The organism is Rhizobium mongolense subsp. loessense, assembly GCF_900099775.1.
Lineage (GTDB): Bacteria > Pseudomonadota > Alphaproteobacteria > Rhizobiales > Rhizobiaceae > Rhizobium > Rhizobium loessense.
In genome coordinates this window covers 361984-386627 of record NZ_FMTM01000001.1, presented here as the reverse complement: position 1 = coordinate 386627, position 24644 = coordinate 361984, and the positions used below count along the sequence as shown (strand labels likewise).

Sequence of the window (24644 nt, the reverse complement as noted above, 5' to 3'; positions counted from 1 at the left end):
ACCTCATGCGCTCACGGCCTGCGGCGGAAGGCAGGCTTCGCAGATTGCCGTGACATGCCGGTGATCGGTGCCGCAGCAGCCGCCCAGCACGCGCAACTGCGGCATGCTGGACAATAGCCTCCGGTAGCGGTTGCCGAAATCGATCGGATCGCCGGCGTCCAGGGTCTCGCTATCGTCGAGCTCGGCATGGCTCATCATCGAGGCATTGGCGCGGATGCCGTAAATTCGCTTTACCCAACCGCTATCATGATCGAGTGCGGCCTCGAAATGTGTCGGGTGCGCGCAGTTGATCATGTAATAGGCTGGCGCGCCGCCGGTCGCCATATCCGTCGTTTCGATCGCATCCTGGATGCTGCGCCCGGTCACGAGCCTGCCGTCCGTTTCTACGGTAAAGGAGATCGCCGACGGCATGCCATGGACCTTGGCGGCGCGGGCGACCCCGATCGCCTCGTCGATATTGGTGAGCGTGAAGGCCGTCACCATGTCCGCCGCCGTCCCGGCGAAGGCCGCGATCTGCTGGCCGTGGTAGTCCTCGGCTTCCGAAGCGTTCATGGCGCCCGCTTTGTAGCCGTCGCCGCGCGGGCCAATCGCGCCGCTGACGACGATCGGCATCTGCGGCCGCTCGTATTCGCCTCTCAGCCCGGCGAGCAGTTCGACGGCATCCTCGTTTGCAGCCTTCAGCGCTTGCGGCGAATAGCCGAGCCGGTTGCCCCAGTCGGCGTTAGCGCGCCAGGTCGCCGTGTCGAGCACGAAGCCGGTGCCGTGCTGCCGCGCGATATCGAGATAGCGCCGGTAGTATTCCTCCAGCTTTCGCCGTCCTTCCGGCGAGGCGAGAAGGACGAAGGAAGCGAAATGCGGAAGGTCCATGCCTTCGTGGAAGATCAGCGTGGTTTCCATGCCGCCGTCGGTGATGAATGTGCCGCCGCCTAATTGCGGCAGTCTATCTCTGTATTTGCTCATCGCAGGTTCCGCCCTTCGTTTGACCGTTGGATCGATCGGCCAGGTGAGATTTCTCCCCCTTTAGAGCCTGCTAAACTAGCCAGCTTGCGGTATACTGGTGACGATTTCCAAAGTTGCCGTTTGAAATCAATCGGTTGGGAGGATGAGGCGGCATGGGTGATGCGTTGCGCCGCTATGAAAAACTGTACCGGCGGTACAGGAGGGGCTGATGCGCAAGGGCGAGGAAACGAGAACCCGCATTCTCGATGTGGCGGAGGCGGCCGTACTCCAGAAAGGTTTCGGCGGTACCTCCATCGAGGAGCTGATTGCCGAGACCGGCATCACCAAGAGCGGATTTTTCTATCATTTCAAGGATAAGAACGAGCTCGCGAAAGCACTGCTCAACCGCTATATCGAAAACGACGAGCGGATCTACGACGAGATCTTCAGCCGCGCCCGCGATCTGGTGGACGATCCGCTGCAATCCTTCCTGCTCGGCCTCAAGCTTCTTTCGGAACTGCTGTCTGATCTGCCGAACGGCCATCCCGGCTGCCTCGTCGCCACCGTCTGCTATTACGAACGGCTCTTCGACCGCGAGATACGGGAGACGAACAGGAACGCGGTACTCGCTTGGCGCCACCGCTTCAGCGGTATGTTCGAAGAGATCATGGCCGTGTACACGCCGCGCGAGCCGGTGCATATCGACCAGCTCGCCGACATGGTCTCCGCCGTCCTGGAAGGCGGCATCGTGCTGTCGAAGGCTCTCAAGGAACCGAACACGCTTGCCGAGCAGATCCTGATGCTCAGGACCTTCGTCAAGCTGTTGTTCCAGCCTTCCGTGGAGGTCTTGAGGGCGTAGGCCTAGCGCGAGCGCCTCCACATTCTCCCTCATCTGTGTGCTTGTCACAAAGATCCAGCCACGGCGCGTCCGCGCCGTGGCTGGCGTCTTGTTTCAATGTGTCCGCAGAAGGACATGGGCGCGCTGGATGCCTGTGGCAGGCAGGAATGTGGGAATATGGGATGGGCGATAGTGGCAAAAGGCGCGAACTCAGCGGGATTCGTATCGCCAAGGCGGCCTAGGAGGTGATCCTTCAAGGCGTGCGGCTTCGCCTTCGGCACCTCAGCAACCGTGTTGTTGCGGCTCCTTCCAGGGTATTTTCCTTCTGAGGATGGTGTTGATCATGATGATGTGTTTTCGCATGGCGGCGACGATGGCGACCTTCGGCGGTTTGCCGGCTGCGCGCAGCCTGGTGTAGAAGGCCTTGATGGCCGGGCTGCAGCGGATGGCCGACAGGGTTGCCATATAGAGGGCGCATCTGACGGTGGCGCGGCCACCGGCGATATGGCGTTGTCCACGCCAGGTGCCACTGTCGTGAGCCATCGGTGCAACACCGACGAGGGCGGCGAGCTTCTTGTCGTCGATCGCGCCCAGTTCAGGCAGTTCGGCGATGAGCACGGCGGCATTGACCTCGCCGATGCCGGGCACGCCGAGCAGCAGATTACGGCGTTCGGCCATATCGGGCTCGGCCTCGATGGCCAGCGCGATGGCGGCATCGACGCGGGCGAGCTGGGCCTTGAGGGCGGCGAGGGTCTCGCCAATCAGCGCTGCGACGGCTTGAGGGGCGTGTTCGAGGCGGTTCTTCTCGGCGACCGCCATATCGATGAGCTGGCGGCGGCGGGTGACAAGCGCAGCAAGCGCGATGCGGCCGTCGTCGATATGGGGGATCTGTGCCGGCCGCATCGCTCTGGCGAAGTGGAGGATGACGCGGGCGTCAACCTGGTCGGTCTTGGCCAGGCGGCCGCTGGCCTTGGCGAAGTCGCGGACCTGGCGGGGATTGACGACGGCGACGGCAATGCCGGCGGCCATCAACGTCCTGACGATCGCCATCTCATAACCGCCGGTCGCCTCGACGACGACGAGCTCCGCACCGGCCACCGCGGCTGTGAGCGCGGCACAGCCTGAGGCATCATTGTTAAATCGGGAAACTGCGCGTTTGCCCTCGACGGCCACGTCGAGATAGGCTTTCGCGACATCGATACCGACCATGAAAGCTTGCTGGACAGCCATGACTGCTCCTCCTTGCAACGCGGGCTCGAAGCCAAACCAACCGTTCGAGCAAAGACATGGCGACGGAGATGCTTGCTGAGGCACGAGTTCAAGACCCAAGGATGACACGCATCCCCGTCGCACAATCGCATGCTACACGATCGGCAACGTACAAGATGAGGACAGTGCCGCGGGCGCCGGCGATCAGCCTCCATCCTGAGATGCAGGCCCGCAGGGCGCAGCCTTGAAATACTCGGCGGTACGTCTAACCACTATCTTCCATCGCCGCCGCCATCTCGGCGAGCTTGCGCACGGTGTTGAGGTTGCGCGACGTTCCTGCCTTCAGCGCCGGAAGCTTGAGCTTCGATTTTCCGGAGCCGATCGGATAATGCACGTAGATCTCCCGCCCGGCGACCTTCGCCTCCTCGCCGTTCGGCGCCACCATATTGTCAAGGGCACCCTTGGGGGCAGCCTCGGGCAGGAAGGTCACCAGCAGGAAATTCGGCTTGGCGTCGGAGAAGGGCGCCTCGTCGACGATGTTCTGCAGTTCCTTGCGGCTGCGGATCATCACGCCCGGCTTCTTGCCGAAATTCTTGGCCAGGGCGTCGTCCAGCCGCCTCTCGACCGTTGCCTCGGTCTCGTCCGAGCGGAAAAGCACATTGCCGCTCTGGATGTAGGTCTCAACGTTCGCAAAGCCCAGCCGCTCGCAGATCGCCTTGAGCTCGGCCATCGGCAGAGCGCCCGTGCCGCCGACATTCACAGCTCGAAGCAGCGCGACATAGACCGGCATGGGTTTGCTCCTTTCACCATTCTGGTATCCGGGGACAGACGACAACCCCAGCAACCGTCATTCCTGTGCTCGTCACAGGCGTTCAGCGCGCCCAAGTCCTTGGGCGCAGGAAACTTCATGAGAGTCGTCCACTGCGCAGACGCGCCGCGGCTGGGTTCCTGTCGCAAGGAGGGGAATGAGGAAAGGCAACTCCCGTGCCGTCTCCCGCCTACACCTTCCCCGCCACCTTGATTGCAAAGGCATACTCAAACGCGATCTCCTCCAGCCGCTGGAAGCGGCCGGCGGCGCCGCCGTGGCCGGCGTCCATGTTGGTCTTGAGCAGGACCGGCGCTGCGCTTGTGGTCTTGTCGCGGAGCTTGGCGACCCACTTTGCCGGCTCCCAATAGGTGACGCGCGGGTCGGTCAGGCCGCCGAGCGCCAGGATCGGCGGATAGGCCTTCTCGCTGATGTTGTCGTAGGGCGAATAGGACGCGATCTGCTCATAATCCTCGCGGCTCTCGATCGGATTGCCCCATTCCGGCCATTCCGGCGGCGTCAGCGGCAGGCTGTCGTCGAGCATGGTATTCAACACATCGACGAAAGGAACGGCGGCGATGATGCCTGCGAACTTCTCCGGCGCCATGTTGGCAACCGCGCCCATCAGCATGCCGCCTGCCGATCCGCCCTCGGCGACGATCTTCGCGTAGGACGTGAACTTCTGTTGATTCAGATAGTCAGCGGCGGCGATGAAGTCCTTGAACGTATTGGTCTTGAAGGCCATCTTGCCATTCTCGTACCAGGCAAAGCCCTTGTCCTTGCCGCCGCGGATATGGGCGATGGCATAGACGAAGCCGCGGTCGGCGAGCGACAGGCAGTTGGTGTTGAAACCGGCCGGAATGCTGATGCCGTAAGCGCCGTAGCCATAGAGCAGGCAGGGCGCCGAGCCGTCGAGCGGCGTATCCTTGCGGTAGAGCAGGGTGACCGGCACCTGCTCACCGTCCCATGCCGGCGCGAAGACGCGCCGTGTGACGTACTCGTCCGGATTGTGGCCCGAGGGTACCTCCTGTGTCTTCAACAGCGTCCGCTCGCGCGTCATCATGTTATAGTCGTAGATCTGCGAGGGCGTCGTCATCGACGAATAGGAGAAGCGGATGATGTCGGTGTCGTATTCGGCAGCGCCCTGCAACCCGAGCGAATAGGCTTCCTCGGCAAAGGCGATCGCATGTTCCTCGCCGGTCTTGCGATCGCGGATGATAATCTGCGGCAGACCATCCTTGCGCTCCAGCCACAGCAGGTGGCGGGCATAGGCCATGTGGTTGATGATCAGCGTTCCGGGCTTGTGAGGTACGACCTCGCGCCAGCTCTCCTTGCCGGGATTGTCAACTGGCGCTTCCATGATCTTGAAATCCTTGGCGCCGCCGTCATTGGTGAGGATGTAGAAGACGTCGCCGCCCTCGGTCAGCGTATATTCGATGCCTTCCTGGCGCTTGGCGACGAGCTTCGGCTCGGCCGTCAGATCCTTGGTCGAGAGCAGCCGGTATTCGCTGGTCTCATGGTCGTGGATGTCGATGAAGATGAAATCGTCGAGCAGCGAGCCGCCGACGCTCATGAAGAAGCCCGCATCCTTTTCCTCATAGACGAGCCGGTCCTCGCTCTGCTGCGTGCCGACGATGTGGTGGAACACCTTGGAGGGGCGGTGGTTTTCGTCGAGCGCCGAATAGAAGAAGCTCTTGCCGTCCGGCGCCCAGACGCCGCCGCCGCCGGTGTTCTCGATCACGTCGGGCATGTCTCCTCCGGTCGCAAGATCACGTACCCTCAGCGTGAAGAATTCCGATCCCCTGTCGTCATAGCCCCAGATGGCGCGGCTGTGATCGGTCGAGTGGTCGAGGCCGGCGAGCCGGAAATAGGATTTGCCGACCGCCTCCTTGTCGCCGTTGAGCAGCACGGTGCGGATCGTCTCGTCCTTGACGTCGCCGTCGCGCGGGATCCGGAAGTAGCGCGGCTGCTCGCCGCCGGTCACGAAGAAGGTGCCGTAGGCGTGAGCGCCGTCCTTCATCGGCACCGAGCTGTCGTCCTCCTTGATGCGGCCGCGCATCTCGGCAAAAAGGGTCTTCTGCAGCGGTTTGGTATCTTCCATCGCCGCGTTCATATAGGCGTTTTCCGCCTCCAGGTGCCTGCGGATTTCGGGGTCGAGGATCGATGGATCCTTAAACATCGCCTGCCAGTTATCGGCGCGCAGCCAGGCATAGTCGTCCGACCGCGTGATGCCGTGGCGGGTATCGGAAACGGGCTTCTTGGCGGCTGAGGGCGGGGTCGGCAGGTTCTTAAAAACAGACAAGGAAAGGCTCCGGATCGCAATTGCGGGGTTGAGAAGAGATAGAGGTGGAGGCGGGCTGGATCAAGCGCCAAGGCAGGCGCGAGGACCCCTGCGGCAAATCGGAGCCTTCCTCACGTTGCCTTGATGTCACCACATTGTTTAACAAAGTCCGCTACCGTCGCGCGGAATTTACGCTTCGTTTTGGCTTGGGGTGAGGACCATGGACCGGGCGGATTCTGCCATCAGCATGAAGAGGAATTTGCCCGTAATGCCGAAATGTCTGGTCCTGTGCGTGTCTGTCGTCAGCTTTGCCTCCTGCGCCTTCGCCGTCGATCCCGCGATCAAGAAGCAGCTGGAAAAACTCGATCCCGCCACCCGCCTCGAACAAAGCTGCGACACCGAAGCGATGAGCCGCATCAACAAGGACAAGACCGGCTTCAAACCCGACAAGGTGATCGCCTACACCTTCAAGGACCCGATCCCCAGCGACGACAAGCTCGAAGCCCCCGGCGCCGTCTTCCGCAGCCAGGGCGACTGGTACCACCTCTCCTACACCTGCATCACCGGCCCGCAGCACATCAACGTGCGCGAGCTGCAATACGAGATCGGCGAGAAAGTGCCGCGGGAAAAGTGGAGCACGTATTATTTGTATGATTGAGATGTGGCGTGGCCTCCCGATGCCGAAAGAATATTGGGAGGAAGAGGGCGTTGAGCGGCCCTTTACGACGGCACTTCGATCTGAGGGCAAGGGCGCCGAATTCGTCCAGCTGCGGGATGTCGAGGATATGGGCGAGCCCGATCCGGGTACCGCCACTTTTTCCGCGCCGGCAGAAGGGATATGCCTCCCCCGCTTCAACAAAACTCACTCTTCTCGCAAAACAAGTCCGCTTCCGTCATAACGGCGAGAGGTTAGGGCAAGCGGCATTATCTGCCAACTGTCTCACCCCTTCACTTCGGCAATTGCGGCAGTACTTTTTCCTCGATGAAGAGTTCATCGACGATCGTCATGACGATCAGCGAGAGCGGCAGAGCGAGCATGGCGCCGACGGCGCCCCACATCCATGTCCAGAAGATGATGGCGACGAAGACGATGAAGGGATTGATTTCCAGCCGACGGCCCATGACGGCGGGGAACACCAGATTTTCCATGACGAGGTGCACGATGAAGAAGGCGGCCGCCGGCAGGAGGCCGATTATGATGCCGTTATGGGTGAGGATGCCCGCCACCGCGATGGAAAACGTCATCATGGTGATGCCGAGATAGGGAATGAAGCTCGAAAGGAAGGCGAAGAAGCCCCAGAGCGCCGGCGCTGAGAGCCCGCCTGCCCAGGCAATCATCGCCATGACGACGCCGAGCGCTGCATAGATCACCGAGGCGGTTGCGAAATAAAAGCCCAGCACCCGCTCGACGGAGCCGATGACGCGGATGGCCGTGAGCCGCTGCTGGCGGGTGCGAAAGGTCAGGATAATCGTCTTGCGCAGGTTGACGCGCCCGGACAGGAAGAGCAGCAGGGCCGCAAAGAAAATCAGCGCCTGCACAAGCGCCGGCGTCAGGTTTGTCGTCACCACATGCAGCACGTTGCCGGTGTTTTCGAGCAGTGCATTGATCGAGATCGGCCCGCTCTGGAAGCTTGCGGGGGTAATGCGCAGCCAGCGTATCTGCTCCAGATAGGGCATGATCCGGTTGATCGTCCTTTCGATGAACGCCGGGGCCTCGTTGGTCAGTGTCGTCAAAGGCCCGGAAAGCGAGCTGACGACGAAGAAGATGACCAGCGCAACGGCGCTTGAAAGGATGACGGCAACGGTGACGCGCGGCACGCCGAGCTTGCTCAATTTTTCCGCCGCCATGCCGAGGATCATACCCACCACTACGGCAAGCGTGATCGGGATCAGGATCAGCGACATCTGGTAGAGGACGGCAAGGCCAAGGATCGCGAAAATCCCGATCATCGCCCAGGCCATGCTGACGTCGAGCGCATCCTTCTGGACGCGGTGGGCCGGTGCCTGCGGCATCTCTTCCGTCGCGGTGGTCAGCGCGTCTTCCCATGCGCTCGTCCGCCGCTCGCCGATTGCGATCTTCTTTGCTTGTTTCCGGATGCCGCTGGCGAAGCCCATCTATGGAATGTCCCCGAAAGCCTCATTGGCTCGGAACGGAAACGCACGGAATGCGTGTTGGTTCCCGGCAAGCAGGCTTGCCGATGGATACTCAGTTTGGGCACGTTGACAATCGCGCGACCTACTCGGAATAGTTTTGCGGGCTGGTCTTTCTTCGGTGGAAATGGAGGGTGACATGCGTGAACCCGATATGCAGAAACTCGATGGACTGGTCGAACGGCTGGTCGGCGATGTCGGAGCCGCTGTCTCCGGCGCGCTCGTCGTGCTCGGCGATGATCTCGGTCTGTTCAAGGCTCTGGCGGACGGCGAGCCGCGGGATGTGGCGCGCCTTGCGAAGGAGACCGGGCTGAAGGAGCGCTATCTCCGCGAATGGCTCTCGGCGATGGCCGCGGCCGATTACATAACCTATGACGACGGGACGGACCGCTTCCATCTCACGCCCGAGCAGGCGATGGTGTTTGCGCAAGAAGACAGCCCCGCCTTCTTCGCCGGCGCGTTCCAGGTCACGCAGTCCATGTGGATGGACGAGCCGAAGATAGCCGAAGCCTTCCGCAGCGGACAGGGCGTCGGCTGGCACGAACATAGTGCCTGCCTCTTCCGCGGCACCGAACGCTTCTTCCGGCCCGGCTACAACACGCATCTGATTTCAAGCTGGATACCGGCGCTGAACGGCGTTGAGGCAAAGCTCCAGGCGGGTGCCAAGGTCGCAGATGTCGGCTGCGGCCATGGTGCGTCGACAATCCTGATGGCGCAGGCCTATCCGGCCTCGCGATTCTTCGGCTTCGATTATCATACCCCCTCGATCGAGAAAGCCAGGGCCGCGGCTGAGGAGGCAGGCGTCGGCGACCGCGTTACCTTCCGGCAGGCCACTGCGGCGGAATTTCCTCCGCAGGGATATGACATGGTCGCAATGTTCGATTGCCTGCATGACATGGGAGACCCGGTCGGTGCCGGCCGTCATGTCAAGGAAACGCTGGCGCCCGGCGGCACCTGGCTCATCGTCGAGCCATTTGCCCACGACAATCTGAAGGACAACCTCAATCCGATCGGACGCGTCTATTACGGCGCTTCGACGATGATCTGCACCCCGGCGTCGCTGTCGCAGGAGGTCGGCCTCGGCCTTGGCGCCCAGGCGGGCGAGATGAGGCTCAGGAAAGTGGCGCTCGACGCTGGCTTCTCGCATTTCCGCCGGGCGACGGAAACGCCGTTCAACATGGTGTTTGAGGCGCGGGCGTAGCGGCTCGAAGGAATGGGGAACGGACCGTTGCCTCAAGCCGAAAGCGTCAGCCCGATGCCCCACGGATCCTTGAGGAACACGCCGCCGTCGCGTTTTGCGCTCTCGATCTCCAGCCGGTCGAGCGCCGCCACCGCATTGTCGAGCGCCGCCTTGTCGTTGAAGCGCAGCGTGTAGTCGGAAAGGCCGGTCATACCGTCGGCGCGGGTGCCGGCGCCGCGGCTGTTCCAGATGTTGGCGGCGATGTGATGGTGATAGCCGCCAGTTGCAAAGAAGCTCGCGCCGGGATAGCGCGCCATCAGCTTAAGGCCGAGGACGTCGCGATAGAAGGCATCGGCTTTTGGAATGTCGCCGACCTGCAGATGGATATGCCCGATCGCCGTCCCGTCGGCCATGCCGCCCCATGCATCCTCCGGCGCACTATCGTAGAGCGCCTGCAGATCGAGTCGGATCGTTGCCATTTCGACCTGGCCGTCCTGATGGAATTTCCAGACCTCGTGCGGCCGGTCGGCGTAAATCTCGATGCCATTGCCTTCGGGATCGGAGAGATAGATTGCTTCGCTGACGAGATGATCGGAGGCGCCGTCGAGCACGACATCATTATGGGCCGCATGGCGCAGCCAGCGGGCAAGTTCCGTGCGGTTCGGCATCAGGAAGGCGGTGTGAAAGAGGCCGGCCGCATTGCGCGGCGCGATCTGCGCCTTGCTGTCGGTCGTCAGCGTCAGGAGCGGCATCCCGTTCACGCCGAGCACCTCGCCGCTCGGCGCCTTCTCGATTACCTTGAGGCCGAGCATCGACTGATAGAAGCTCGAGACCAGCGGCAGGTCGGTGACGACCAGATGCGACTGGCCGACATAGGCAGGCCGCGTCAGCGCATAAGAGGTTTCGGTCGTCATATGTCGATCTCCTGCCATGGAAGGGAAAGGCGCACCGGCGGCGGCAGCGAAAGCGCTGCCCGTAGCAAGCTCGAGGAATGTTCGCCGGTCCATCTCGCCTCTAAGTCCACTTCGAGCCGCTGTACTTCTATCTTATATGACGGAGTCCGATTGTTCACAGAAGATCAGTTTTTGAGGATAAAGCGTTGAGCGAATGTTGACGATCGCTTGTGCCCACTTGAACCTGTCCATCGCGCGTTATCTTCTTTTGTAGGTAAGCCCGCTGTGGAGGAAGCCATGTACAAAAAGATCATCGTCCCTATCGAGATGGGTACGATCGAGAGGGGGGAAAGGGCGTTCCGCAAGGCCGCGACGCTGCTTGATGCCGGCGGTGAGATCATCCTTCTCAATGTCGTGCAGGACGTGCCGACCTATATCGCCGTCGACCTACCGGCTGAACTGATCGACAATGCGATCGATGATGGGCGCGCGCAACTGGAGCAGCTGCGGCTGAAGACCGGAATCCCGGCGAAGGTGGAGATCGGTCGCGGCCCGCCGGCGCACGGCATACTCGCCGCCGCCGAGGCGCACCACGCCGACCTCATCATCATTGCCTCGCATGTTCCGGATTTCTCGAACTATTTCATCGGTGCGACTGCTGACCGGGTGGTACGCCACGCCAAATGCTCGGTGCTCGTGGATCGGTAAGGATTAAAGCGTTTCATGAAGTTTTACCGCGCACGGTGCTGCCGCCTGTTGCGCCGCCGGCCGTTCAGTGAGAGCATCGGTAAGGGTCGAGGAATGGGTACGCATTAATGGGCGAGTTCAACGGCATTCGCTGGGCTTACGACAGATATGAGCTGATCGCTGACGGCATCGTGCACGGCGTCGGCCTGGCGCTTGCGCTCGTCGGTGCGACCGTCTTGATCTTCTATGCGACGGTCTGGAGCTCCTACGGCGAGATCGCTGCCGCCTGGATTTACGGCGTCGGCCTTGTACTGACGCTCGGCATTTCTTTTTCCTACAATGCCTGGCCGGTCTCGCCCACCAAATGGTACCTGCGCAGGCTCGATCATTCGGCGATCTTCATCCTGATCGCGGCGACCTATACGCCCTTTCTTGAACGCGGTGCGGACGACCCGCTTCTCTTCGCCATGCTGATCGCCATCTGGGCGATGGCGGCTGCCGGCATCTTCCTCAAATGCGCCTTTCCGGGGCGCTACGACAAGCTTACGATCCTGCTCTATCTCGCCATGGGTTGGAGCGGCATTCTGGTTGCCGGGCCGGTCGCCTCGCGCATTCCCTTCGCGTCGATGCTTTTGATCGTCATCGGCGGCATTATCTATTCGGCAGGTGTGATTTTCCACGTCTGGGAAAAGCTGCGCTTTCAGAACGCCATCTGGCATGGCTTCGTGGTTGCCGCCGCTGCGGTACATTATTCGGCGGTACTCACCTGCTTCAGCATGGGCGCTGCCAGGCTCTGATCGTTCTTTCTTCGCGCCAATTCGCGGTTTACATGGAAGAAGGCCGGGCGTATGCGCTTGGGCTCAACGAACCGGAATGGACATGACATGACCGACGCCGTCATCGTGCGCGACGCCACCGAAGCCGATCTTGCGGCGATCCGCGACATCTACAACCACGCCGTCGAACACACGACGGCGATCTGGAACGAAACCCTCGTTGATCTCGAAAACCGCGCCGAATGGTTCCGGGCGCGCAAGGCGAGGGGCTTTCCGGTTCTCGTCGCGGAAAAGGCGGGGCAGGTTGCGGGCTACGCCACCTACGGCGACTGGCGGGCCTTCGACGGCTATCGCCATACGGTCGAGCACTCAGTCTATGTCGACAAGGACTGCCGCGGCGGCGGCATCGGCAAACTTTTGATGCAGGCGCTTATCGAGAAGGCCAAAGAGAACGGCGTTCACGTCATGATCGCCGGCATCGAGTCGGAAAACGTCGCCTCGATCCGCCTGCACGAACAGCTCGGCTTCCGCATCGCCGGCACCTTCTCCGAAGTCGGCACCAAGTTCGGCCGCTGGCTCGATCTCACCTGCATGGAGCTCAGGATTTTGAATTAAGCCTCGTCGTTCAGGCAGGCATCTTGGCACTCCAATCGCTGGCGCGGGAGCGACACACTAGGAGCCATGGCTGTCTTGCGCTGCCCTCTCTTCCTGCATTCCTGTGCCTGGCACAGGAATGAAGCCACGGCGCGTCTTAGGCATCGAGTGGGTCTTCCGCGCCATGGACATGGTACTGCCCTCATCCCCGTGACGGGCACAGGTGTCGGTCGTTTCCCTACCGGAAAATAGTTGGCTGTGGTGATGAGCCCCCGTGCATTGCCTATCTTCCCGGCTCGAACACCATCGAATGTCCGTTGATGCAATAGCGCAGGCCCGTCGGCGGCGGGCCATCGGGGAAGACGTGGCCGAGATGTGCATCGCATCTGTTGCAACGGATCTCCGTACGGACCATGCCGTAGGAGCTGTCGCGATGCTCTGTCACGGCGTCCGGTGAGACCGGTTCGAAATAGCTCGGCCAGCCGCAGCCGGCATCGAATTTGGTATCGGAGCGAAAGAGCGGCGCGTTGCAGCCGACGCAGCGGTAGAGGCCGGTCTCGAAGCTGTCCCAATAGGGGCCGGTAAAGGCGCGTTCCGTGCCGTGCTGGCGCGTGATGCGGTATTGCTCCGGCGTCAGCTGCTCTTTCCATTCTGCATCGGTCTTGCGGACTTTGGCTGTCGTGGTGTCGGACATCAGGCATGCTCCTTTCGCGCCGGAGGGGCGATTCCGTCTTGGCCAGAATGTGGGGCGCAAGACAAGCGGGATCAAGACAGGGCGGATTAGCCCGGCAATCATGTTCTATCGCGGGCCTCGAAATATCTGCACAAGGCTCATCCAGCGTGCATCCGCGATTTCGCGGAAAGGCTGCGGCGTCGCTGACGGCCCTTAGGGAGAGGGCAGGGTAAGGGGTAATCGGCGAACTGCCTAGCCTAATAGCTAATCCGAATTGATGGTTTGATCCCGACCGCGCCGTTAACGTACTCTCAACCATGGCAGCTGATGCCAGGCGGGGGATATGGACGTGTTCATCGTTGTTCTGCCGTGGGCCTATTGCCTTGTGGCTGTGCTATTTCTGACGATGACTTTGCTGGAAGGCTGGGCCAACCACGATCGTTGGACGTTGGCCCGCCTCGCAGGCGCGGTGGCATGCATTCTCTGGCCGCTGACTTTGGTAGTCCTGCTAGTTCACATGTTGGTTCTGCCGCTCCTCTCCGCCGGGCCTGATCGGTCCGCCTCCGATCATTCATCCAAACCTCTTCCGAAATTGCTTGAGGGCGCTTGCCGATTACCCTAAGTTCGCGCCAACGCATCACTTTCTGGCAATGAGGAGGGGACATGGCCGGTGTCACTGGTCTGACATTTTTGGCTTTGTGCCTGCCGCTTCTCGGCGCCTTGCTTTCCCCTTTCGTCATTCGCCGGCTCGGCGCAAACGGCGCCTGGCTGCTGGCGAGTGTGCCGTTGCTGGCGTTTCTGCACTTCCTCCGCTTCATACCTGGCGTCGCCCGCGGCGAGGTGGTGACCGGCGGATATTCCTGGGTGCCAAGCTACGATCTGAGCTTCTCTTGGTTTCTCGACGGTCTGTCGCTCACCTTTGCGCTGCTGATTACCGGCATCGGCACGCTGATCGTGCTTTATGCCGGCGGTTACCTGAAGGGGCATCCGCAGCAGGGGCGTTTCTTCTCTTTCATCTTCCTGTTCATGGGTGCGATGCTTGGCGTTGTCGTCTCGGACAGTTTCCTGATGTTCTTCATCTTCTGGGAGCTGACCTCCATCACCTCCTTCCTGCTGATCGGCTTCGACCATGAGCGGGAGGCGGCACGACGGGCGGCCCTTCAAGCGCTGGTGGTGACCGGCGGTGGCGGGCTTTGCCTGCTGGCCGGCCTGCTCTTTCTCTGGAACATCACCGGCGTCACGCAGATGTCGTTGCTTTCGCCGTTCGGCGATGTCGTCCGCGGCAGCCCGTTTTATCTGGCAACGCTCGGTCTCGTGCTGTGCGGCGCCTTTACCAAATCGGCGCAGTTTCCATTTCATTTCTGGCTGCCGAACGCCATGGAGGCGCCGACGCCGGTATCAGCCTACCTGCATTCGGCAACCATGGTGAAGGCCGGCGTGTATCTCTTGATGCGGCTGAACCCGGTGATGGGTGACACTCCGGCCTGGGAAATCCTGCTGCCGTTCTTCGGCGGGATGACCCTGGTTGCCGGTTCCGCGCTGGCCGTTGCCCATGCCGACCTGAAGCTGAAGCTCGCCTATACGACGGTTTCTTCGCTCGGCCTTCTCGTCCTGCTTACCGGTTTCGGTTCGCAATACGCCATCGAAGCCGCGGTGCTTTACCTGGTGGCGCACTCTCTCTTCAAGGGTGCACTCTTCATGATCGCCGGCGTCCTTGACCACGAGACGGGCACCCGCGACATCACGAAGCTCGGTGGTCTTTTGAGCGCCATGCCGCTGACCTTTGCGATTGCGATACTCGCCGCGATCTCGATGGGCGGGCTTCCGCCCTTCTTCGGCTTCCTCGCCAAGGAGGAGATCTACGCAGCGCTCGCCGGTGGCAATCTGCGCTCGCTGATGTTCACCGCAGTCGCGATCTTCGGCAATGCGCTGATGTTTGCAATTGCTTTTTCGGTCGGCCTAAAGCCCTTCGTCGGCCAAGCGGCCGAAACCCCGAAACATCCCAACGACGCGCCCATCCTGTTCTGGCTCGGTCCCGGCATTCTGGCAGTGCTGGGCCTTGCCGGCGCGCTCTTTTCCGGCATCACGCATCAGTACGTCTCGTCGCCGATGGCTTCGGCCGTTCAGGGCGATGCGATCGACGTTGCGATCTCGCCGATGCCACATCTCGGCCTTCCCCTCGCGCTTTCCGTATTGACCGTGATGCTCGGCGTTGCGGTCTATTGGAAGATAGAGCAGGCCCGGGCGCTGATGGTGTCCTTCCTGCAGGCGGCAGGGCCGGGACCGGACCGCGGCTTCGACAGCTTCATCGCCGGGCTCGTCCGCCTTTCCTGGCGCGTCACCCGCATCGTCCAGCCGGGACGGCTGGAAATCTATGTGACCTGCACCTTTGTCTGCCTCGCCCTGATTCTCCTCGTGCCGCCGCTGCTTTACGGCGAACTGCCGTCGTTTCCCGTCTGGCCGCGCGGCGTTCAGCTCCATGAATGGGCGCTCTTCGTGCTCGCCGTGATCGGCCTTGCGGCAGTGCTTTCCGCCCGTGACCGGCTGACGGCGATCGTCTCGCTTGGCATCCAGGGCTTTTCCGTGGCGTTGATCTTCCTGCTCTTCGGGGCGCCCGATCTTTCCTTCACCCAGTTCATGGTCGAGACGCTGTCCGTCGTCATCCTGGCGCTTGTCATGACAAGGCTTCGCCTCACGCCGACCGACCCGCGGCCGCTGCGCCAGCGGCTTGGCGACGGCTCGATCGCGCTTGCCTGCGGCCTCGGCTTTGCGCTACTCCTGATGCGGGCGACGGAGGGGCCGTTCAATGCGGCGCTGACGGATTTCTTCAACACCTATTCGAAAACCATCGCCCACGGCGCCAATGTCGTGAACGTCATCATCGTCGATTTCCGCGGCACCGACACTCTCGGCGAGATCGCCGTCGTCGCCATCACAGGCCTCGCCATCATCGCACTGATCCGCATGCGGGCAGGGGGAGAGCGGAAGCTGGTCGCGCATGATCTGGATCGAGAGGAGGTGGCGGAGTGAAAGGCGGTTGTTTCCATCGCGCGGGTTCCCATTCCGCCAGGTTTGCAGCACCAGGTGCTGTTGTCTGGAGACGGCGTTGCCTCAACTGCCCGAACTTGCTTACCTGGCACAGGAATCCAGCGCGCCCAAGTCGTTGGGCGCAGGAGGCTCATTCAAAAGGCGGTTCATTCACGGCGCAGACGCGCCGTGGCCTCATTCGTGTGACGAGCACAGGAATGAGGGGAGTAGGAAATGAGCGCTGGTGGCAAAGGGCACGCATTCAGCGGGATCCATATCGCCAAGGCGGCGCACGAGAAAGTGATCCGAGGATGAGGGCGGGTGATGAGGCGCGGTTTTCATTGCGTGCTTCATCAACTGACTCAGCGAGCGAAGAATGTAACCTCGTCCGCCGCTCGCCGCCAAGCGGAGCACCCACCCGATGAACACCCTCATCTTCCGCACCATCGCCCCCTTCCTCGTCGCGCTCATGCTGCTCTTTTCGGTCTTCATCCTGCTGCGCGGCCACAACGAGCCGGGCGGCGGCTTCATCGGCGGGCTTATCGCCGCTTCGGCATTGGCAATCTACGGCATCGCGGCCGGCGTGCCGGCTGTGCGCCGGGCAATTCTCTTTCATCCGCTGTCGATCGCCGGTGCCGGGCTGATGATGTCGGCGGTCGCCGGCCTGATCTCGATCGCCGCTGCCGTGCCCTTCATGACCGGCCTTTGGGTGCATCCCTCAATCTTCGGGGTCGAGGTGTCGCTCTCGACGGTCATGCTCTTCGATATCGGCGTCTATTTCGTCGTCGTCGGCGCAATCACCGCCATTGCGCTAGCCCTTGAGGAAAGGGAGGTGGAGTGATGGAGCCGCTTTTTGCGGTCCTCGTCGGCCTGTTTTTTTCCGCCGCCATCTACCTGTTGCTGTCGAAATTCTCGATCCGCATCATGCTCGGTATCGCGATCCTTGGAAACTCTGTGAACCTCTTGCTCTTTACCGCCGGCCGGCTGACGCGCGAGGTGCCGCCGATCATTCCGGCGGGCCTCGACGCGCTGCCCGCCGATGCCGCCAACCCGCTGCCGCAGGCCCTCATCCTGACGGCGATCGTGATCTCCTTCTCGTTCTTCGCCTTCCTGCTGGTTTTGACTTACCGCGCCTATCAAGACATCGGCACGGACAACACCGACGAGATGCGCGTCGCCGAGCCCGACGATCCGCTGCTTCCGCCAGTGGGGTATTGAGATGCGGATGATAATCCCCCTCCGTTCAGCCGGGCATCGCCCCCACAGGGAGGGGGATGGGCTCTTGGCGCTGGCTTTTTTCATGGGGGATAGCGGCTTTTCCGCCCGCTCCCCGGCGGTGAGAAGGGGACCGGGAGGGTCGGACGGGGGGGTAGGCTCGGCATATGGTATTCGTCGCTTTCGCTCCCGACATTCGCGGCTGATCGCCCAGTTCCGCGCGGCACTTCTCCCCGCTGGGGAAAAGAGGAGGAAGCTTTAAATGGCCGCCCCCTTCGCCGCCGATCTTTCCGCCGCGCTCCTCACCGCACCCGTCCCCCCAGGCGATTGGCTCGTGATCTTGCCGGTTGTGCATTGCATCGTGCTCGGCGCGCTGATGCTGATGCTGCGCGCCCATGTCCGCCTGCATGCGTTGATCACCGTTCTCGGCCTTGCGGGCTTGGTGCTAATCGACGCGGTGCTGTTGAAACGGGTGATCGACGATGGCCCAGTCACGATGGTAATGGGGCGCTGGCTGCCGCCTTTCGGCATTGCCTTCACCGTCGACCTCTTGGGCGCGCTGATGGCGCTTGCAGCCGCGATCGCGGCGCTTGCGGGCAGCCTCTATGCGCTCTCCGACATCGACGCGGGCGGGCGGCGCTTCGGCTTCTTCCCCTTCCTGATGCTCCTGATGGCAGGCGTGTCCGGGGCGTTTCTCACCGGCGACATTTTTAATCTCTATGTCTGGTTCGAGGTGCTGCTGATCTCGTCCTTCGGCCTGCTGATCCTCGGATCCGAGCGCGAGCAGATCGACGGTGCGATGAAATATGCGGTGCTGAACCTGATCGGCACGACGCTCTTTTTGACTGCCGTCGGCTACCTCTACGCAATCTTCGGCACGCTCAACATGGCCGACATCGCCCTGAAGGCCGCCGGCCTGCGCGATACGGCGCCGCTGATGACGCTCGCGGCCCTTTTCCTTTTTGCCTTCGCCATGAAGGCCGCCGCTTTCCCGGTAAACTTCTGGCTGCCCGCCTCCTATCATACGCCGCGCATCGTCGTCTCCGCACTCTTTGCCGGTCTGCTCACCAAGGTCGGCATCTACGCGTTGATCCGGGTGATGGTGATGCTGCTGCCGGTGGAGCGCGAGGCGCTGAGCCTGATGATCGCGCTCGTTGGCGCCGCAACCGTCCTCATAGGCGCATTCGGCGCGCTGGCGCAGACCGATATCCGCCGCATGCTCGGCTATGTCGTCATCTCCGGCATCGGCAGCATGCTTGCCGGTATTGCGATCGGCACGCCTGGCGGCGTCAGCGGCTCGGTTTTTTACGCGCTGCATTCCGTCGTGCTGATGATGGCGCTCTATCTCTTGGCGGGGCAGGCGGCCCGCCTCGGCGGCAGCTTCGAGCTCGGCGCGCTCGGCGGGCTTTATCGCCAGTGCGGCTGGTTTGCCGCCGTCTCGCTCATTCTCTTCCTCGCCGCCTGCGGCCTGCCGCCGTTTTCCGGCTTCTGGCCGAAGGTCATCCTCGTCAAGGCCTCGCTCGATATCGGCGCATGGTGGCTTGCCGCCGCCCTTTTGGCCGGCGGGTTTCTGACGACCATCTGTTTCGGCCGCGTCTTCCTGCTTGCCTACTGGCGCCCGGCGCCGGCTTCTGTCGAGGCAGTTGCGATCGGATGGCAATCGGCGCTGCCGCTGCTGGCGCTGACCGCACTCGTCACCGGTTTCGGCATCTTGCCGGAGCCGTTGCTGTCGCTGGCACAGGCAGCGGCCGGAAGCCTTGCCGATCCGGGCGCCTACATTCATTCTGTCTTCCCCAAAGGAGCGGCGCAATGATCGCCTTCCTCGTCAATCTGCTGCTCGCCATTGCCTGGGTCGCCGTTTCCGGCAGCGCCTCGCTGCATAATCTCGTCTTCGGCTTCGTTCTCGGGGCCATTGCTTTGGCGATCGTGCGCGAGCCTTTCGGCAGCAAGAGCTATCTTCGCCGCACGCGCCTCGTCCTGTCACTCGCGCTGCTTTTCCTGAAGGAACTGGCGCTTTCGGCTTGGACCGTCGCCCGGACGGTGCTGCGGCCGAGGATGGAGATCCGGCCCGGCATCTTTGCCTTTCCGCTGACCGTCGAACGCGATCTCGAGATCACGCTGCTTGCCAATCTCATCACGCTGACGCCCGGCACGCTCTCTGTCGATGTTTCGGAGGACCGCAGGACGCTTTATATCCACGCGCTGGACTGCTCCGACCCACAGGCGACGAAGAGCGCCATTGCCAGCGGCTTCGAACGCAAGATCATGGAGGCATTCCAATGATGGCGCCGTTTACGCTTGTTTCGGCCGCCGCCGTGGTCACGCTTGCGATCCTCGGGATCGCCTTCGTGCTCACGGCCTATCGTGTGATCACCGGACCGACGCTGCCGGACCGCATTCTCGCTCTCGATACGCTCACCGGCATTGCCATCGGCTTCATAGCGGTGATCGCCGTCAAGACGCGCTTTGCGCTTTACATCGATATCGCGATCGCATTGAGCCTGGTCGGCTTCCTCGCGACGGTTGCCTTTGCCCGCTTTGTCTTGTCGCGCCGTGCGCCGGGCGCCAGGCCGTCGCCGGCTTGGGAAGAACAGGCAGTGACGCCGGCGCCGGGCGATACCGCAGGAAAGGCGGGATGATGGAATACGTTATCGCCACGGTAACTGCCCTCACGATGCTTGCCGGCGCCTTTTTCGCGCTCTCGGCGGCGATCGGCGTCGTCCGTTTGCCGGACCTTTACTCGCGCATGCATGCAGCCTCCAAGGCGGGTTCGGTCGGCTCCGGTCTACTGCTGCTTGCTGCCGGCCTTTATTCCGGCGAACTTGCAATTTTTGCGCGCGCTGCCGCAGGCGTCGTCTTTTTGCTGCTGACCGCCCCGGTCGCAGCGCACCTCTTGGCCAAGGCGGCGCATGAAACGGGGCATAAATTGTGGGAACTCTCGGTCCGCGACGACATGGAAGGCCGATGAGAGTATAATTTTCAGCGATTTAGCTCGTTTTACGCAAGTTATGCACGCGATTGCGAACTAAAGCCGCAGCCTTGCTTGCAAAATCTTAGTGTTTTGAACTTTTTAAGTAGAAAAACCGCAAATAAGAATTGGACTTTCGGTAAAACAGTGATAATTGAAGTGTAAGTAGAGTTCTGATTTCGAATTAGAATCGTTTCGCCTATTCCATCTCTAGCTTTGATTTCGAATGTCTAATGAAGGCTGTGGTCGAAGAGTGCGGCGATTGTGATTCGTATTCGGGCAGTATTAGAACAGGTTTCGGTCTCAAGAATCTAGGGGTGGATTCGCGTTTTAGGACATGATGCCGTTGTCTGGGCCTTTTACTGTTTGCCTCTACGAAGGCGATCCTCCGAAAGAGGGTCATCCACGCATGCGAACAGGAGAAACAGAATATGACGGATACCGCGACCGGCAACGGGCCGGAATTGCTGGTAGAACTGACGGCCGATATCGTAGCGGCTTATGTCAGCAATCATGTGGTCCCGGTCAGTGACCTGGCCAATTTGATTTCCGACGTGCATTCCGCACTGAGCAACACGTCTGCACCGCAACCCGCCGCAGCCACCATCGAAAAGCAGAAGCCCGCCGTTTCGGTACGCAAGTCAGTACAGGATGATCAGATCACCTGCCTGGAATGCGGCGGCAACTTCAAATCTCTCAAGCGCCATCTGATGACCCATCACAGTCTCTCGCCGGAAGAGTACCGCGAGAAGTGGGATCTTCCCGCCGATTATCCGATGGTCGCTCCCGCCTATGCCGAGGCGCGCTCGCGCCTCGCCAAGGAAATGGGCCTCGGCCAGCGCCGCAAACGCGGCCGCGGCTGACCTCGCACGCTCCTAAGCGCGAAAGCCGGGCCCCAAGCCCGGCTTTTTTTCTATGCGCGGACACGTAGGAAAATAATCCCAGTATATTCAAGCCGGTGGCGAAAAAGGCGAATTGAACGAATAAGAGCGCCTGGGTGCTTTCCCGGTCGCGCCGGACCCATTGGGCGCCTGCGTCATTGCCGGGAACCGGTAAAATCCCTGTTGACCTCAATCTAAGTTGACATGCGAACTTGATGCAGTCTGTCAACCAAGGAGGCGCCGGTGACCATCATTTTAAGCGACAGCGACCTGGACCGAAGCACGGCTATGCAGATCGCCATCGAGGCGATCGAGGAAGCAATGGTGGCGCGATCAGCAGGGGCATTGGTTTCGCCGCCCAGGCACAGCGTGTCCTTTGGCGGCAAAGGCGACCTTGTCTTCACCATTGGCGGCACGATCGGCGAGGGCTCAATTGCAGGCTTCAGGGTTTATGAAACATTCAAAGGGCTGCGCCACGACCAGATCGTCGCGGTCTGGTCGGCTAAAACGGCCGAGCTTCAGGGCCTTGTCGTCGGCAGCCGCTTGGGAGATATCCGAACTGGCGCAATTGGCGGCATCGCCATTCGTCATATGTCATCGTCGGGCGTCAGGACGGCAGGCGTCATTGGAAGCGGGCACCAGGCGCGGACGCAGTTGGAGGCTGCGGCACTAGTGCGCAGGCTGGATCATGTCCGCGTCTTTAGCCGCCACGAACAGAACCGCCGTACATTTGCAGCGGAGATGGAGCAGCGCTTAGGCATCCCCGTGGAGCCCGTGGATACGCCACGGCGCGCTGTAAGCGAGGCCGATATCGTCATTTGTGCAACGACCAGCCGAACACCGGTGATGGAGGCAGCGTGGCTGAAGCCCGGAGTTCATATCAACACCATCGGCCCGAAGACCGTGGATGAGCATGAGTTGGGCTTGGACATCGCCGCTGCCGCCCATGTTATCGCGACCGACTCTCTGGAGCAGACGGAAGCCTATAAGGCTCCATTCTTCCTGCATGGATCGCCCGATGCCGTGCGCCTGGTTGATTTGGCCGCGATCGTCAGCGGCAGGCTGCCTGTTCGCCAGGCGCACGATCAAACGACGTTGTTTTGCTCGGCGGGCCTCGCAGGCACTGAAGTCCTGGTGGCATCAAAGCTGCTTGCCGCTTGCGGCGGTAAGGTTCCTGCGGCCTGAAGTGGCGGAGAGCCTGGGTTGTCTTAGAAACAGTGGCTTGGCTCCCAATTGAGGCCAGCATGATGACGGGCGCCTGAAGTTCCCTCGATCGCGATCTTCAAGTTCTTGTCCCGCATCTCGAGAAAGGCGTCGCCGACATGAAGATGCCGTCAATCGTTCCCGAACATCAGCGACTGATGCGCTGCCGTTCCGGCCAGCGCTCCATCACCAACGGCGAGAGCCACGGAGCCCGCGGCTCTTGCTACATCGCCGCAGGCGAAGATGCCCTTCGCGGTGGTCTGTTTTACGGCGTCCGTCCTGATGAACTGGCCGAGCGGCCCCTCTTCGAGCGCGCAGCCCAGCTGCTCAGCCCAAGGAATTTGCACTGAAGTCCGCGTCAGGGTGAACAAACCGTCCATTGCGACAATCCTGCCATCGTCTAGACAAACATCCGCACGGTCTCCTGCGATCTCGCGCACTGGGGTCGTCTCGACCTTGACTGCGCGCGCACGCAATTGCGCTGACTGATCGGCATTCGGCACGACGATACCGTTGGTGAAAAAAGTCGTCTCGCCCCAGTCGGGAAGCATTAGGGCGTGATGCATGGAATGCTCCCCGGATGCGATGACGCCGATCCGCCCCTGGTTCAGTTCGTAACCATGGCAATAGGGGCAATGGAAGACAGATTTTCCCCAACGTTCCTGCAGGCCTGGAATAGCGGGCAGTCGATCTGCAACCCCTGCTGCCAGGATCAGACGCCTGCCTTCCTCCATAGGCTTGCCATCGATCTCGATGGCAAATCCATTGCTGGTCCTCTTTGCGGCTTGTGCCTTGGCATGCAGCCAGTGGACAGTCGGATAGCGTTCGAGCTGTTGGCGGGCCTCGGATACGATCAGGCCGGGTTCACGGCCGTCCTGCCCTAGAAAACCGTGCGAGACAGCGGCAAAGCGATTGCGGCGCTCACCGGCATCGATCACCAGGATCTTCCGTCTGGCGCGGGCGAGCGGCAGCGCCGCTGAAATGCCTGCAAAGCTGCCGCCGATGATGATGACGTCGAAATGCATAAATGATCCTCTCACGTTCGTTCCGGTTCATCGCCCGGCCGGACGGCCGAAGGATGAGTCATGATACTTGTTAAGTTACGTGAAAGGGCTTTGTCAATGATCATGCAACTAGCGTTGTTGCATGATCATGTATCTGTTACATCTGTGATCCGCAAACGAGCTGAACCAGGCCATGAGACACGACACCCGCTTATCCCGCATGCTGCATGTGCTTGTTCACATGGATCGCCACGAAGGCGCCGCAACATCCGAAACAATTGCAGCGATGCTGGGCACCAATGCCGTTGTCGTGCGCCGAACCATGGCCGGCCTGCGAGATCAGGGGTATGTCCGGTCCGAGAAGGGGCACGGCGGCGGCTGGATCCTGGCGCGCCCTTTGGGGGAGATCACCCTGCTCGGCATTCACAATGCCTTGGGCGCGCCGCAACTCTTCTCGATCGGACTGGCGGGCGACAATCCGAACTGCGTCATCGAACAGGCCGTCAACGCTTCGCTTGCCGAGGCGATGCATGAGGCAGAAGCCATTTTGCTGGCGAAATTCGGTCAGGTCACGTTGGCCGCGCTTGCCGAAGAATCCTCCAAGCGATGGGCAAAGCCTGCGCACTGTTCTCTAGCAATGGAGCATTCCTAGAGTTGTCCCTTCGAGGCTATTTTCTGGACCAAACGTGTTTCCGCCTCAAGGCCGCTCGAAAGGCCGGCGGGAATATCCGCGCCGGAGAATGCAGGCAATAAACAAATCACCGACCTTCCTCGTCATCGCTTTTCAGACTCCGTGCAAGTAGATCCTTGGTCAAAAGCCTGAAGCGACCGCGGGCATCGCGCAGCGGTCCGTTCCAGCGCCGCGAACAGCGTGACGATATATAAGGGAAAGCGAAAGATATCGTTTGCTTTGCATTGCCTGGAAGCGCACTGTCCGGCCTCCAGCAGCCATTTTCACGGGCGCTGCTGTCTGAGGGCGGTCATGCCCTAGCCCCGACCGAAAGGAGGACTGCATGTCTTCCGAATCCACCATGAAATACCTGAAAAGCGAGGACCTTGGCATGCTGCAGCAGGTGCTGAGCGATGCAGGCTATACCGGCGACATTCTTTTCGATAAGCCTCGGACTTTTAATGCTGCGGCACTGCTGCTCATCCAGTTGTTCCAGGCGGGCACGACCTCGCCCGCCGAGCTTGCAAGTGAACTCGATCGCCACTTCGGCAAGGCAAAGCGTGTCGTCGCCATGCCTCCTTCCGTTCCGCCGTTTCACCGTTTTGCCATTCAGGGCCTTCCGTCCTCCCTTTCCGCGATCGTCCACTGAA

General features: G+C 61.3%; 25 protein-coding genes and 1 pseudogene. 18 read left to right on the top strand and 8 right to left on the bottom strand.

The features are described 5' to 3' along the window. Positions 1 to 3: 3 nt before the first annotated feature. Positions 4 to 960, bottom strand: coding sequence for a homocysteine S-methyltransferase family protein (locus BLP23_RS01970; protein ID WP_092583314.1), 957 nt, complete (start codon positions 958 to 960; stop codon positions 4 to 6). A gap of 208 nt (positions 961 to 1168) precedes the next feature. Here BLP23_RS01970 and BLP23_RS01965 point away from each other — a divergent pair, with 208 nt between their 5' ends. Then, positions 1169 to 1798, top strand: coding sequence for a TetR/AcrR family transcriptional regulator (locus BLP23_RS01965; protein ID WP_092583313.1), 630 nt, complete (start codon positions 1169 to 1171; stop codon positions 1796 to 1798). A 261-nt stretch (positions 1799 to 2059) separates the two neighbouring features. On the opposite strand, the gene BLP23_RS01960 is transcribed toward BLP23_RS01965, so the two are convergent. The 3 genes from BLP23_RS01960 to BLP23_RS01950 form a co-directional block, all read right to left on the bottom strand. After that, entirely contained in the window at positions 2060 to 3007 is a 948-nt protein-coding gene (locus BLP23_RS01960; protein WP_092583312.1) for an IS110 family RNA-guided transposase, read from the bottom strand. Positions 3008 to 3251: 244 nt separating this feature from the next. Further along, on the bottom strand, positions 3252 to 3776 hold the full coding sequence (locus BLP23_RS01955; RefSeq protein ID WP_092583311.1) for a DUF1697 domain-containing protein: 525 nt from the start codon (positions 3774 to 3776) through the stop codon (positions 3252 to 3254). Between the two features lie 208 nt (positions 3777 to 3984). Next, positions 3985 to 6093, bottom strand: a complete 2109-nt coding sequence (locus BLP23_RS01950) for a S9 family peptidase (protein ID WP_092583310.1) — start codon at positions 6091 to 6093, stop codon at positions 3985 to 3987. A gap of 247 nt (positions 6094 to 6340) precedes the next feature. Between BLP23_RS01950 and BLP23_RS01945 the strand changes: the two genes are divergently transcribed. Continuing rightward, positions 6341 to 6730 carry a DUF930 domain-containing protein gene (locus BLP23_RS01945; protein WP_092584226.1) on the top strand — a complete coding sequence of 130 codons (390 nt, stop codon included), beginning with the start codon at positions 6341 to 6343 and terminating at the stop codon, positions 6728 to 6730. 290 nt (positions 6731 to 7020) lie between these two features. Here BLP23_RS01945 and BLP23_RS01935 read toward each other — a convergent pair whose 3' ends face one another. Further along, positions 7021 to 8187, bottom strand: a complete 1167-nt coding sequence (locus tag BLP23_RS01935) for an AI-2E family transporter (protein WP_092583308.1) — start codon at positions 8185 to 8187, stop codon at positions 7021 to 7023. A 175-nt stretch (positions 8188 to 8362) separates the two neighbouring features. On the opposite strand from BLP23_RS01935, the gene BLP23_RS01930 reads away from it, so the two are divergent. Continuing rightward, a complete protein-coding gene (locus BLP23_RS01930) occupies positions 8363 to 9424 on the top strand; it encodes a class I SAM-dependent methyltransferase (RefSeq protein WP_092583307.1) in 1062 nt (353 codons plus the stop codon). A gap of 32 nt (positions 9425 to 9456) precedes the next feature. Here the strand turns inward: BLP23_RS01930 and BLP23_RS01925 are convergent, their stop codons facing one another. Then, positions 9457 to 10317: a VOC family protein gene (locus tag BLP23_RS01925; RefSeq protein ID WP_092583306.1), complete on the bottom strand. Its 861-nt coding sequence runs from the start codon at positions 10315 to 10317 to the stop codon at positions 9457 to 9459. 276 nt (positions 10318 to 10593) lie between these two features. Here BLP23_RS01925 and BLP23_RS01920 point away from each other — a divergent pair, with 276 nt between their 5' ends. The 3 genes from BLP23_RS01920 to BLP23_RS01910 all read left to right on the top strand — a co-directional run bounded on the left by BLP23_RS01920 (position 10594) and on the right by BLP23_RS01910 (position 12374). Continuing rightward, positions 10594 to 11004, top strand: coding sequence for a universal stress protein (locus BLP23_RS01920; protein WP_092583305.1), 411 nt, complete (start codon positions 10594 to 10596; stop codon positions 11002 to 11004). Between the two features lie 107 nt (positions 11005 to 11111). After that, positions 11112 to 11780: a PAQR family membrane homeostasis protein TrhA gene (trhA, locus tag BLP23_RS01915; protein WP_022714509.1), complete on the top strand. Its 669-nt coding sequence runs from the start codon at positions 11112 to 11114 to the stop codon at positions 11778 to 11780. 87 nt (positions 11781 to 11867) lie between these two features. Further along, positions 11868 to 12374, top strand: coding sequence for a GNAT family N-acetyltransferase (locus tag BLP23_RS01910; protein ID WP_092584225.1), 507 nt, complete (start codon positions 11868 to 11870; stop codon positions 12372 to 12374). 262 nt (positions 12375 to 12636) lie between these two features. Here the strand turns inward: BLP23_RS01910 and msrB are convergent, their stop codons facing one another. Beyond that, positions 12637 to 13047: a peptide-methionine (R)-S-oxide reductase MsrB gene (gene msrB / locus BLP23_RS01905; protein WP_092583304.1), complete on the bottom strand. Its 411-nt coding sequence runs from the start codon at positions 13045 to 13047 to the stop codon at positions 12637 to 12639. A gap of 322 nt (positions 13048 to 13369) precedes the next feature. Between msrB and BLP23_RS34205 the strand changes: the two are divergent. From BLP23_RS34205 to BLP23_RS01850, 10 genes and pseudogenes are all read left to right on the top strand, one after another. Then, positions 13370 to 13567: pseudogene (locus tag BLP23_RS34205) on the top strand (hypothetical protein); the annotation flags it as partial. Between the two features lie 122 nt (positions 13568 to 13689). Beyond that, entirely contained in the window at positions 13690 to 16056 is a 2367-nt protein-coding gene (locus tag BLP23_RS01895; RefSeq protein WP_092583302.1) for a putative monovalent cation/H+ antiporter subunit A, read from the top strand. 418 nt (positions 16057 to 16474) lie between these two features. Beyond that, positions 16475 to 16894, top strand: coding sequence for a Na+/H+ antiporter subunit B (locus tag BLP23_RS01890; RefSeq protein ID WP_092583301.1), 420 nt, complete (start codon positions 16475 to 16477; stop codon positions 16892 to 16894). Next, complete coding sequence (locus BLP23_RS01885) at positions 16894 to 17271, top strand: Na+/H+ antiporter subunit C (RefSeq protein WP_092583300.1); 378 nt, start codon at positions 16894 to 16896, stop codon at positions 17269 to 17271. The genes BLP23_RS01890 and BLP23_RS01885 overlap by 1 nt, the downstream gene beginning before the upstream one ends. 259 nt (positions 17272 to 17530) lie before the next feature. Further along, positions 17531 to 19081: a Na+/H+ antiporter subunit D gene (locus BLP23_RS01875; protein ID WP_092583298.1), complete on the top strand. Its 1551-nt coding sequence runs from the start codon at positions 17531 to 17533 to the stop codon at positions 19079 to 19081. Next, positions 19078 to 19551: a Na+/H+ antiporter subunit E gene (locus BLP23_RS01870; protein ID WP_092583297.1), complete on the top strand. Its 474-nt coding sequence runs from the start codon at positions 19078 to 19080 to the stop codon at positions 19549 to 19551. The genes BLP23_RS01875 and BLP23_RS01870 overlap by 4 nt, the downstream gene beginning before the upstream one ends. Further along, positions 19548 to 19907, top strand: a complete 360-nt coding sequence (locus BLP23_RS01865) for a cation:proton antiporter (protein WP_092583296.1) — start codon at positions 19548 to 19550, stop codon at positions 19905 to 19907. The genes BLP23_RS01870 and BLP23_RS01865 overlap by 4 nt, the downstream gene beginning before the upstream one ends. Beyond that, a complete protein-coding gene (gene mnhG, locus BLP23_RS01860) occupies positions 19904 to 20236 on the top strand; it encodes a monovalent cation/H(+) antiporter subunit G (RefSeq protein WP_092583295.1) in 333 nt (110 codons plus the stop codon). The genes BLP23_RS01865 and mnhG overlap by 4 nt, the downstream gene beginning before the upstream one ends. Before the next feature lie 431 nt (positions 20237 to 20667). Beyond that, positions 20668 to 21099 (top strand): Ros/MucR family transcriptional regulator, encoded by a 432-nt coding sequence (locus BLP23_RS01855; RefSeq protein ID WP_022714520.1) that lies wholly within the window; start codon positions 20668 to 20670, stop codon positions 21097 to 21099. 261 nt (positions 21100 to 21360) lie between these two features. Continuing rightward, positions 21361 to 22302 (top strand): ornithine cyclodeaminase family protein, encoded by a 942-nt coding sequence (locus BLP23_RS01850; RefSeq protein WP_092583294.1) that lies wholly within the window; start codon positions 21361 to 21363, stop codon positions 22300 to 22302. Between the two features lie 149 nt (positions 22303 to 22451). Here the strand turns inward: BLP23_RS01850 and BLP23_RS01845 are convergent, their stop codons facing one another. Further along, positions 22452 to 23345, bottom strand: a complete 894-nt coding sequence (locus tag BLP23_RS01845) for an NAD(P)/FAD-dependent oxidoreductase (protein ID WP_092583293.1) — start codon at positions 23343 to 23345, stop codon at positions 22452 to 22454. A gap of 172 nt (positions 23346 to 23517) precedes the next feature. Here BLP23_RS01845 and BLP23_RS01840 point away from each other — a divergent pair, with 172 nt between their 5' ends. Both BLP23_RS01840 and BLP23_RS01835 read left to right on the top strand, forming a co-directional pair. Continuing rightward, on the top strand, positions 23518 to 23976 hold the full coding sequence (locus BLP23_RS01840) for an Rrf2 family transcriptional regulator (protein ID WP_092583292.1): 459 nt from the start codon (positions 23518 to 23520) through the stop codon (positions 23974 to 23976). Between the two features lie 361 nt (positions 23977 to 24337). Next, positions 24338 to 24643 (top strand): hypothetical protein, encoded by a 306-nt coding sequence (locus BLP23_RS01835; RefSeq protein ID WP_092583291.1) that lies wholly within the window; start codon positions 24338 to 24340, stop codon positions 24641 to 24643. Position 24644: the final 1 nt, after the last annotated feature.

Excerpts from the sequence above, each read along its gene's own strand:
- BLP23_RS01970 (WP_092583314.1), bottom strand. The coding sequence starts at position 960 with ATGAGCAAATACAGAGATAGACTGCCGCAATTAGGCGGCGGCACATTC.
- BLP23_RS01965 (WP_092583313.1), top strand. The coding sequence starts at position 1,169 with ATGCGCAAGGGCGAGGAAACGAGAACCCGCATTCTCGATGTGGCGGAG.
- BLP23_RS01960 (WP_092583312.1), bottom strand. The coding sequence starts at position 3,007 with ATGGCTGTCCAGCAAGCTTTCATGGTCGGTATCGATGTCGCGAAAGCC.
- BLP23_RS01955 (WP_092583311.1), bottom strand. The coding sequence starts at position 3,776 with ATGCCGGTCTATGTCGCGCTGCTTCGAGCTGTGAATGTCGGCGGCACG.
- BLP23_RS01945 (WP_092584226.1), top strand. The coding sequence starts at position 6,341 with ATGCCGAAATGTCTGGTCCTGTGCGTGTCTGTCGTCAGCTTTGCCTCC.
- BLP23_RS01935 (WP_092583308.1), bottom strand. The coding sequence starts at position 8,187 with ATGGGCTTCGCCAGCGGCATCCGGAAACAAGCAAAGAAGATCGCAATC.
- BLP23_RS01930 (WP_092583307.1), top strand. The coding sequence starts at position 8,363 with ATGCGTGAACCCGATATGCAGAAACTCGATGGACTGGTCGAACGGCTG.
- BLP23_RS01925 (WP_092583306.1), bottom strand. The coding sequence starts at position 10,317 with ATGACGACCGAAACCTCTTATGCGCTGACGCGGCCTGCCTATGTCGGC.
- BLP23_RS01920 (WP_092583305.1), top strand. The coding sequence starts at position 10,594 with ATGTACAAAAAGATCATCGTCCCTATCGAGATGGGTACGATCGAGAGG.
- trhA (WP_022714509.1), top strand. The coding sequence starts at position 11,112 with ATGGGCGAGTTCAACGGCATTCGCTGGGCTTACGACAGATATGAGCTG.
- BLP23_RS01910 (WP_092584225.1), top strand. The coding sequence starts at position 11,868 with ATGACCGACGCCGTCATCGTGCGCGACGCCACCGAAGCCGATCTTGCG.
- msrB (WP_092583304.1), bottom strand. The coding sequence starts at position 13,047 with ATGTCCGACACCACGACAGCCAAAGTCCGCAAGACCGATGCAGAATGG.
- BLP23_RS01895 (WP_092583302.1), top strand. The coding sequence starts at position 13,690 with ATGGCCGGTGTCACTGGTCTGACATTTTTGGCTTTGTGCCTGCCGCTT.
- BLP23_RS01890 (WP_092583301.1), top strand. The coding sequence starts at position 16,475 with ATGAACACCCTCATCTTCCGCACCATCGCCCCCTTCCTCGTCGCGCTC.
- BLP23_RS01885 (WP_092583300.1), top strand. The coding sequence starts at position 16,894 with ATGGAGCCGCTTTTTGCGGTCCTCGTCGGCCTGTTTTTTTCCGCCGCC.
- BLP23_RS01875 (WP_092583298.1), top strand. The coding sequence starts at position 17,531 with ATGGCCGCCCCCTTCGCCGCCGATCTTTCCGCCGCGCTCCTCACCGCA.
- BLP23_RS01870 (WP_092583297.1), top strand. The coding sequence starts at position 19,078 with ATGATCGCCTTCCTCGTCAATCTGCTGCTCGCCATTGCCTGGGTCGCC.
- BLP23_RS01865 (WP_092583296.1), top strand. The coding sequence starts at position 19,548 with ATGATGGCGCCGTTTACGCTTGTTTCGGCCGCCGCCGTGGTCACGCTT.
- mnhG (WP_092583295.1), top strand. The coding sequence starts at position 19,904 with ATGATGGAATACGTTATCGCCACGGTAACTGCCCTCACGATGCTTGCC.
- BLP23_RS01855 (WP_022714520.1), top strand. The coding sequence starts at position 20,668 with ATGACGGATACCGCGACCGGCAACGGGCCGGAATTGCTGGTAGAACTG.
- BLP23_RS01845 (WP_092583293.1), bottom strand. The coding sequence starts at position 23,345 with ATGCATTTCGACGTCATCATCATCGGCGGCAGCTTTGCAGGCATTTCA.
- BLP23_RS01840 (WP_092583292.1), top strand. The coding sequence starts at position 23,518 with ATGAGACACGACACCCGCTTATCCCGCATGCTGCATGTGCTTGTTCAC.
- BLP23_RS01835 (WP_092583291.1), top strand. The coding sequence starts at position 24,338 with ATGTCTTCCGAATCCACCATGAAATACCTGAAAAGCGAGGACCTTGGC.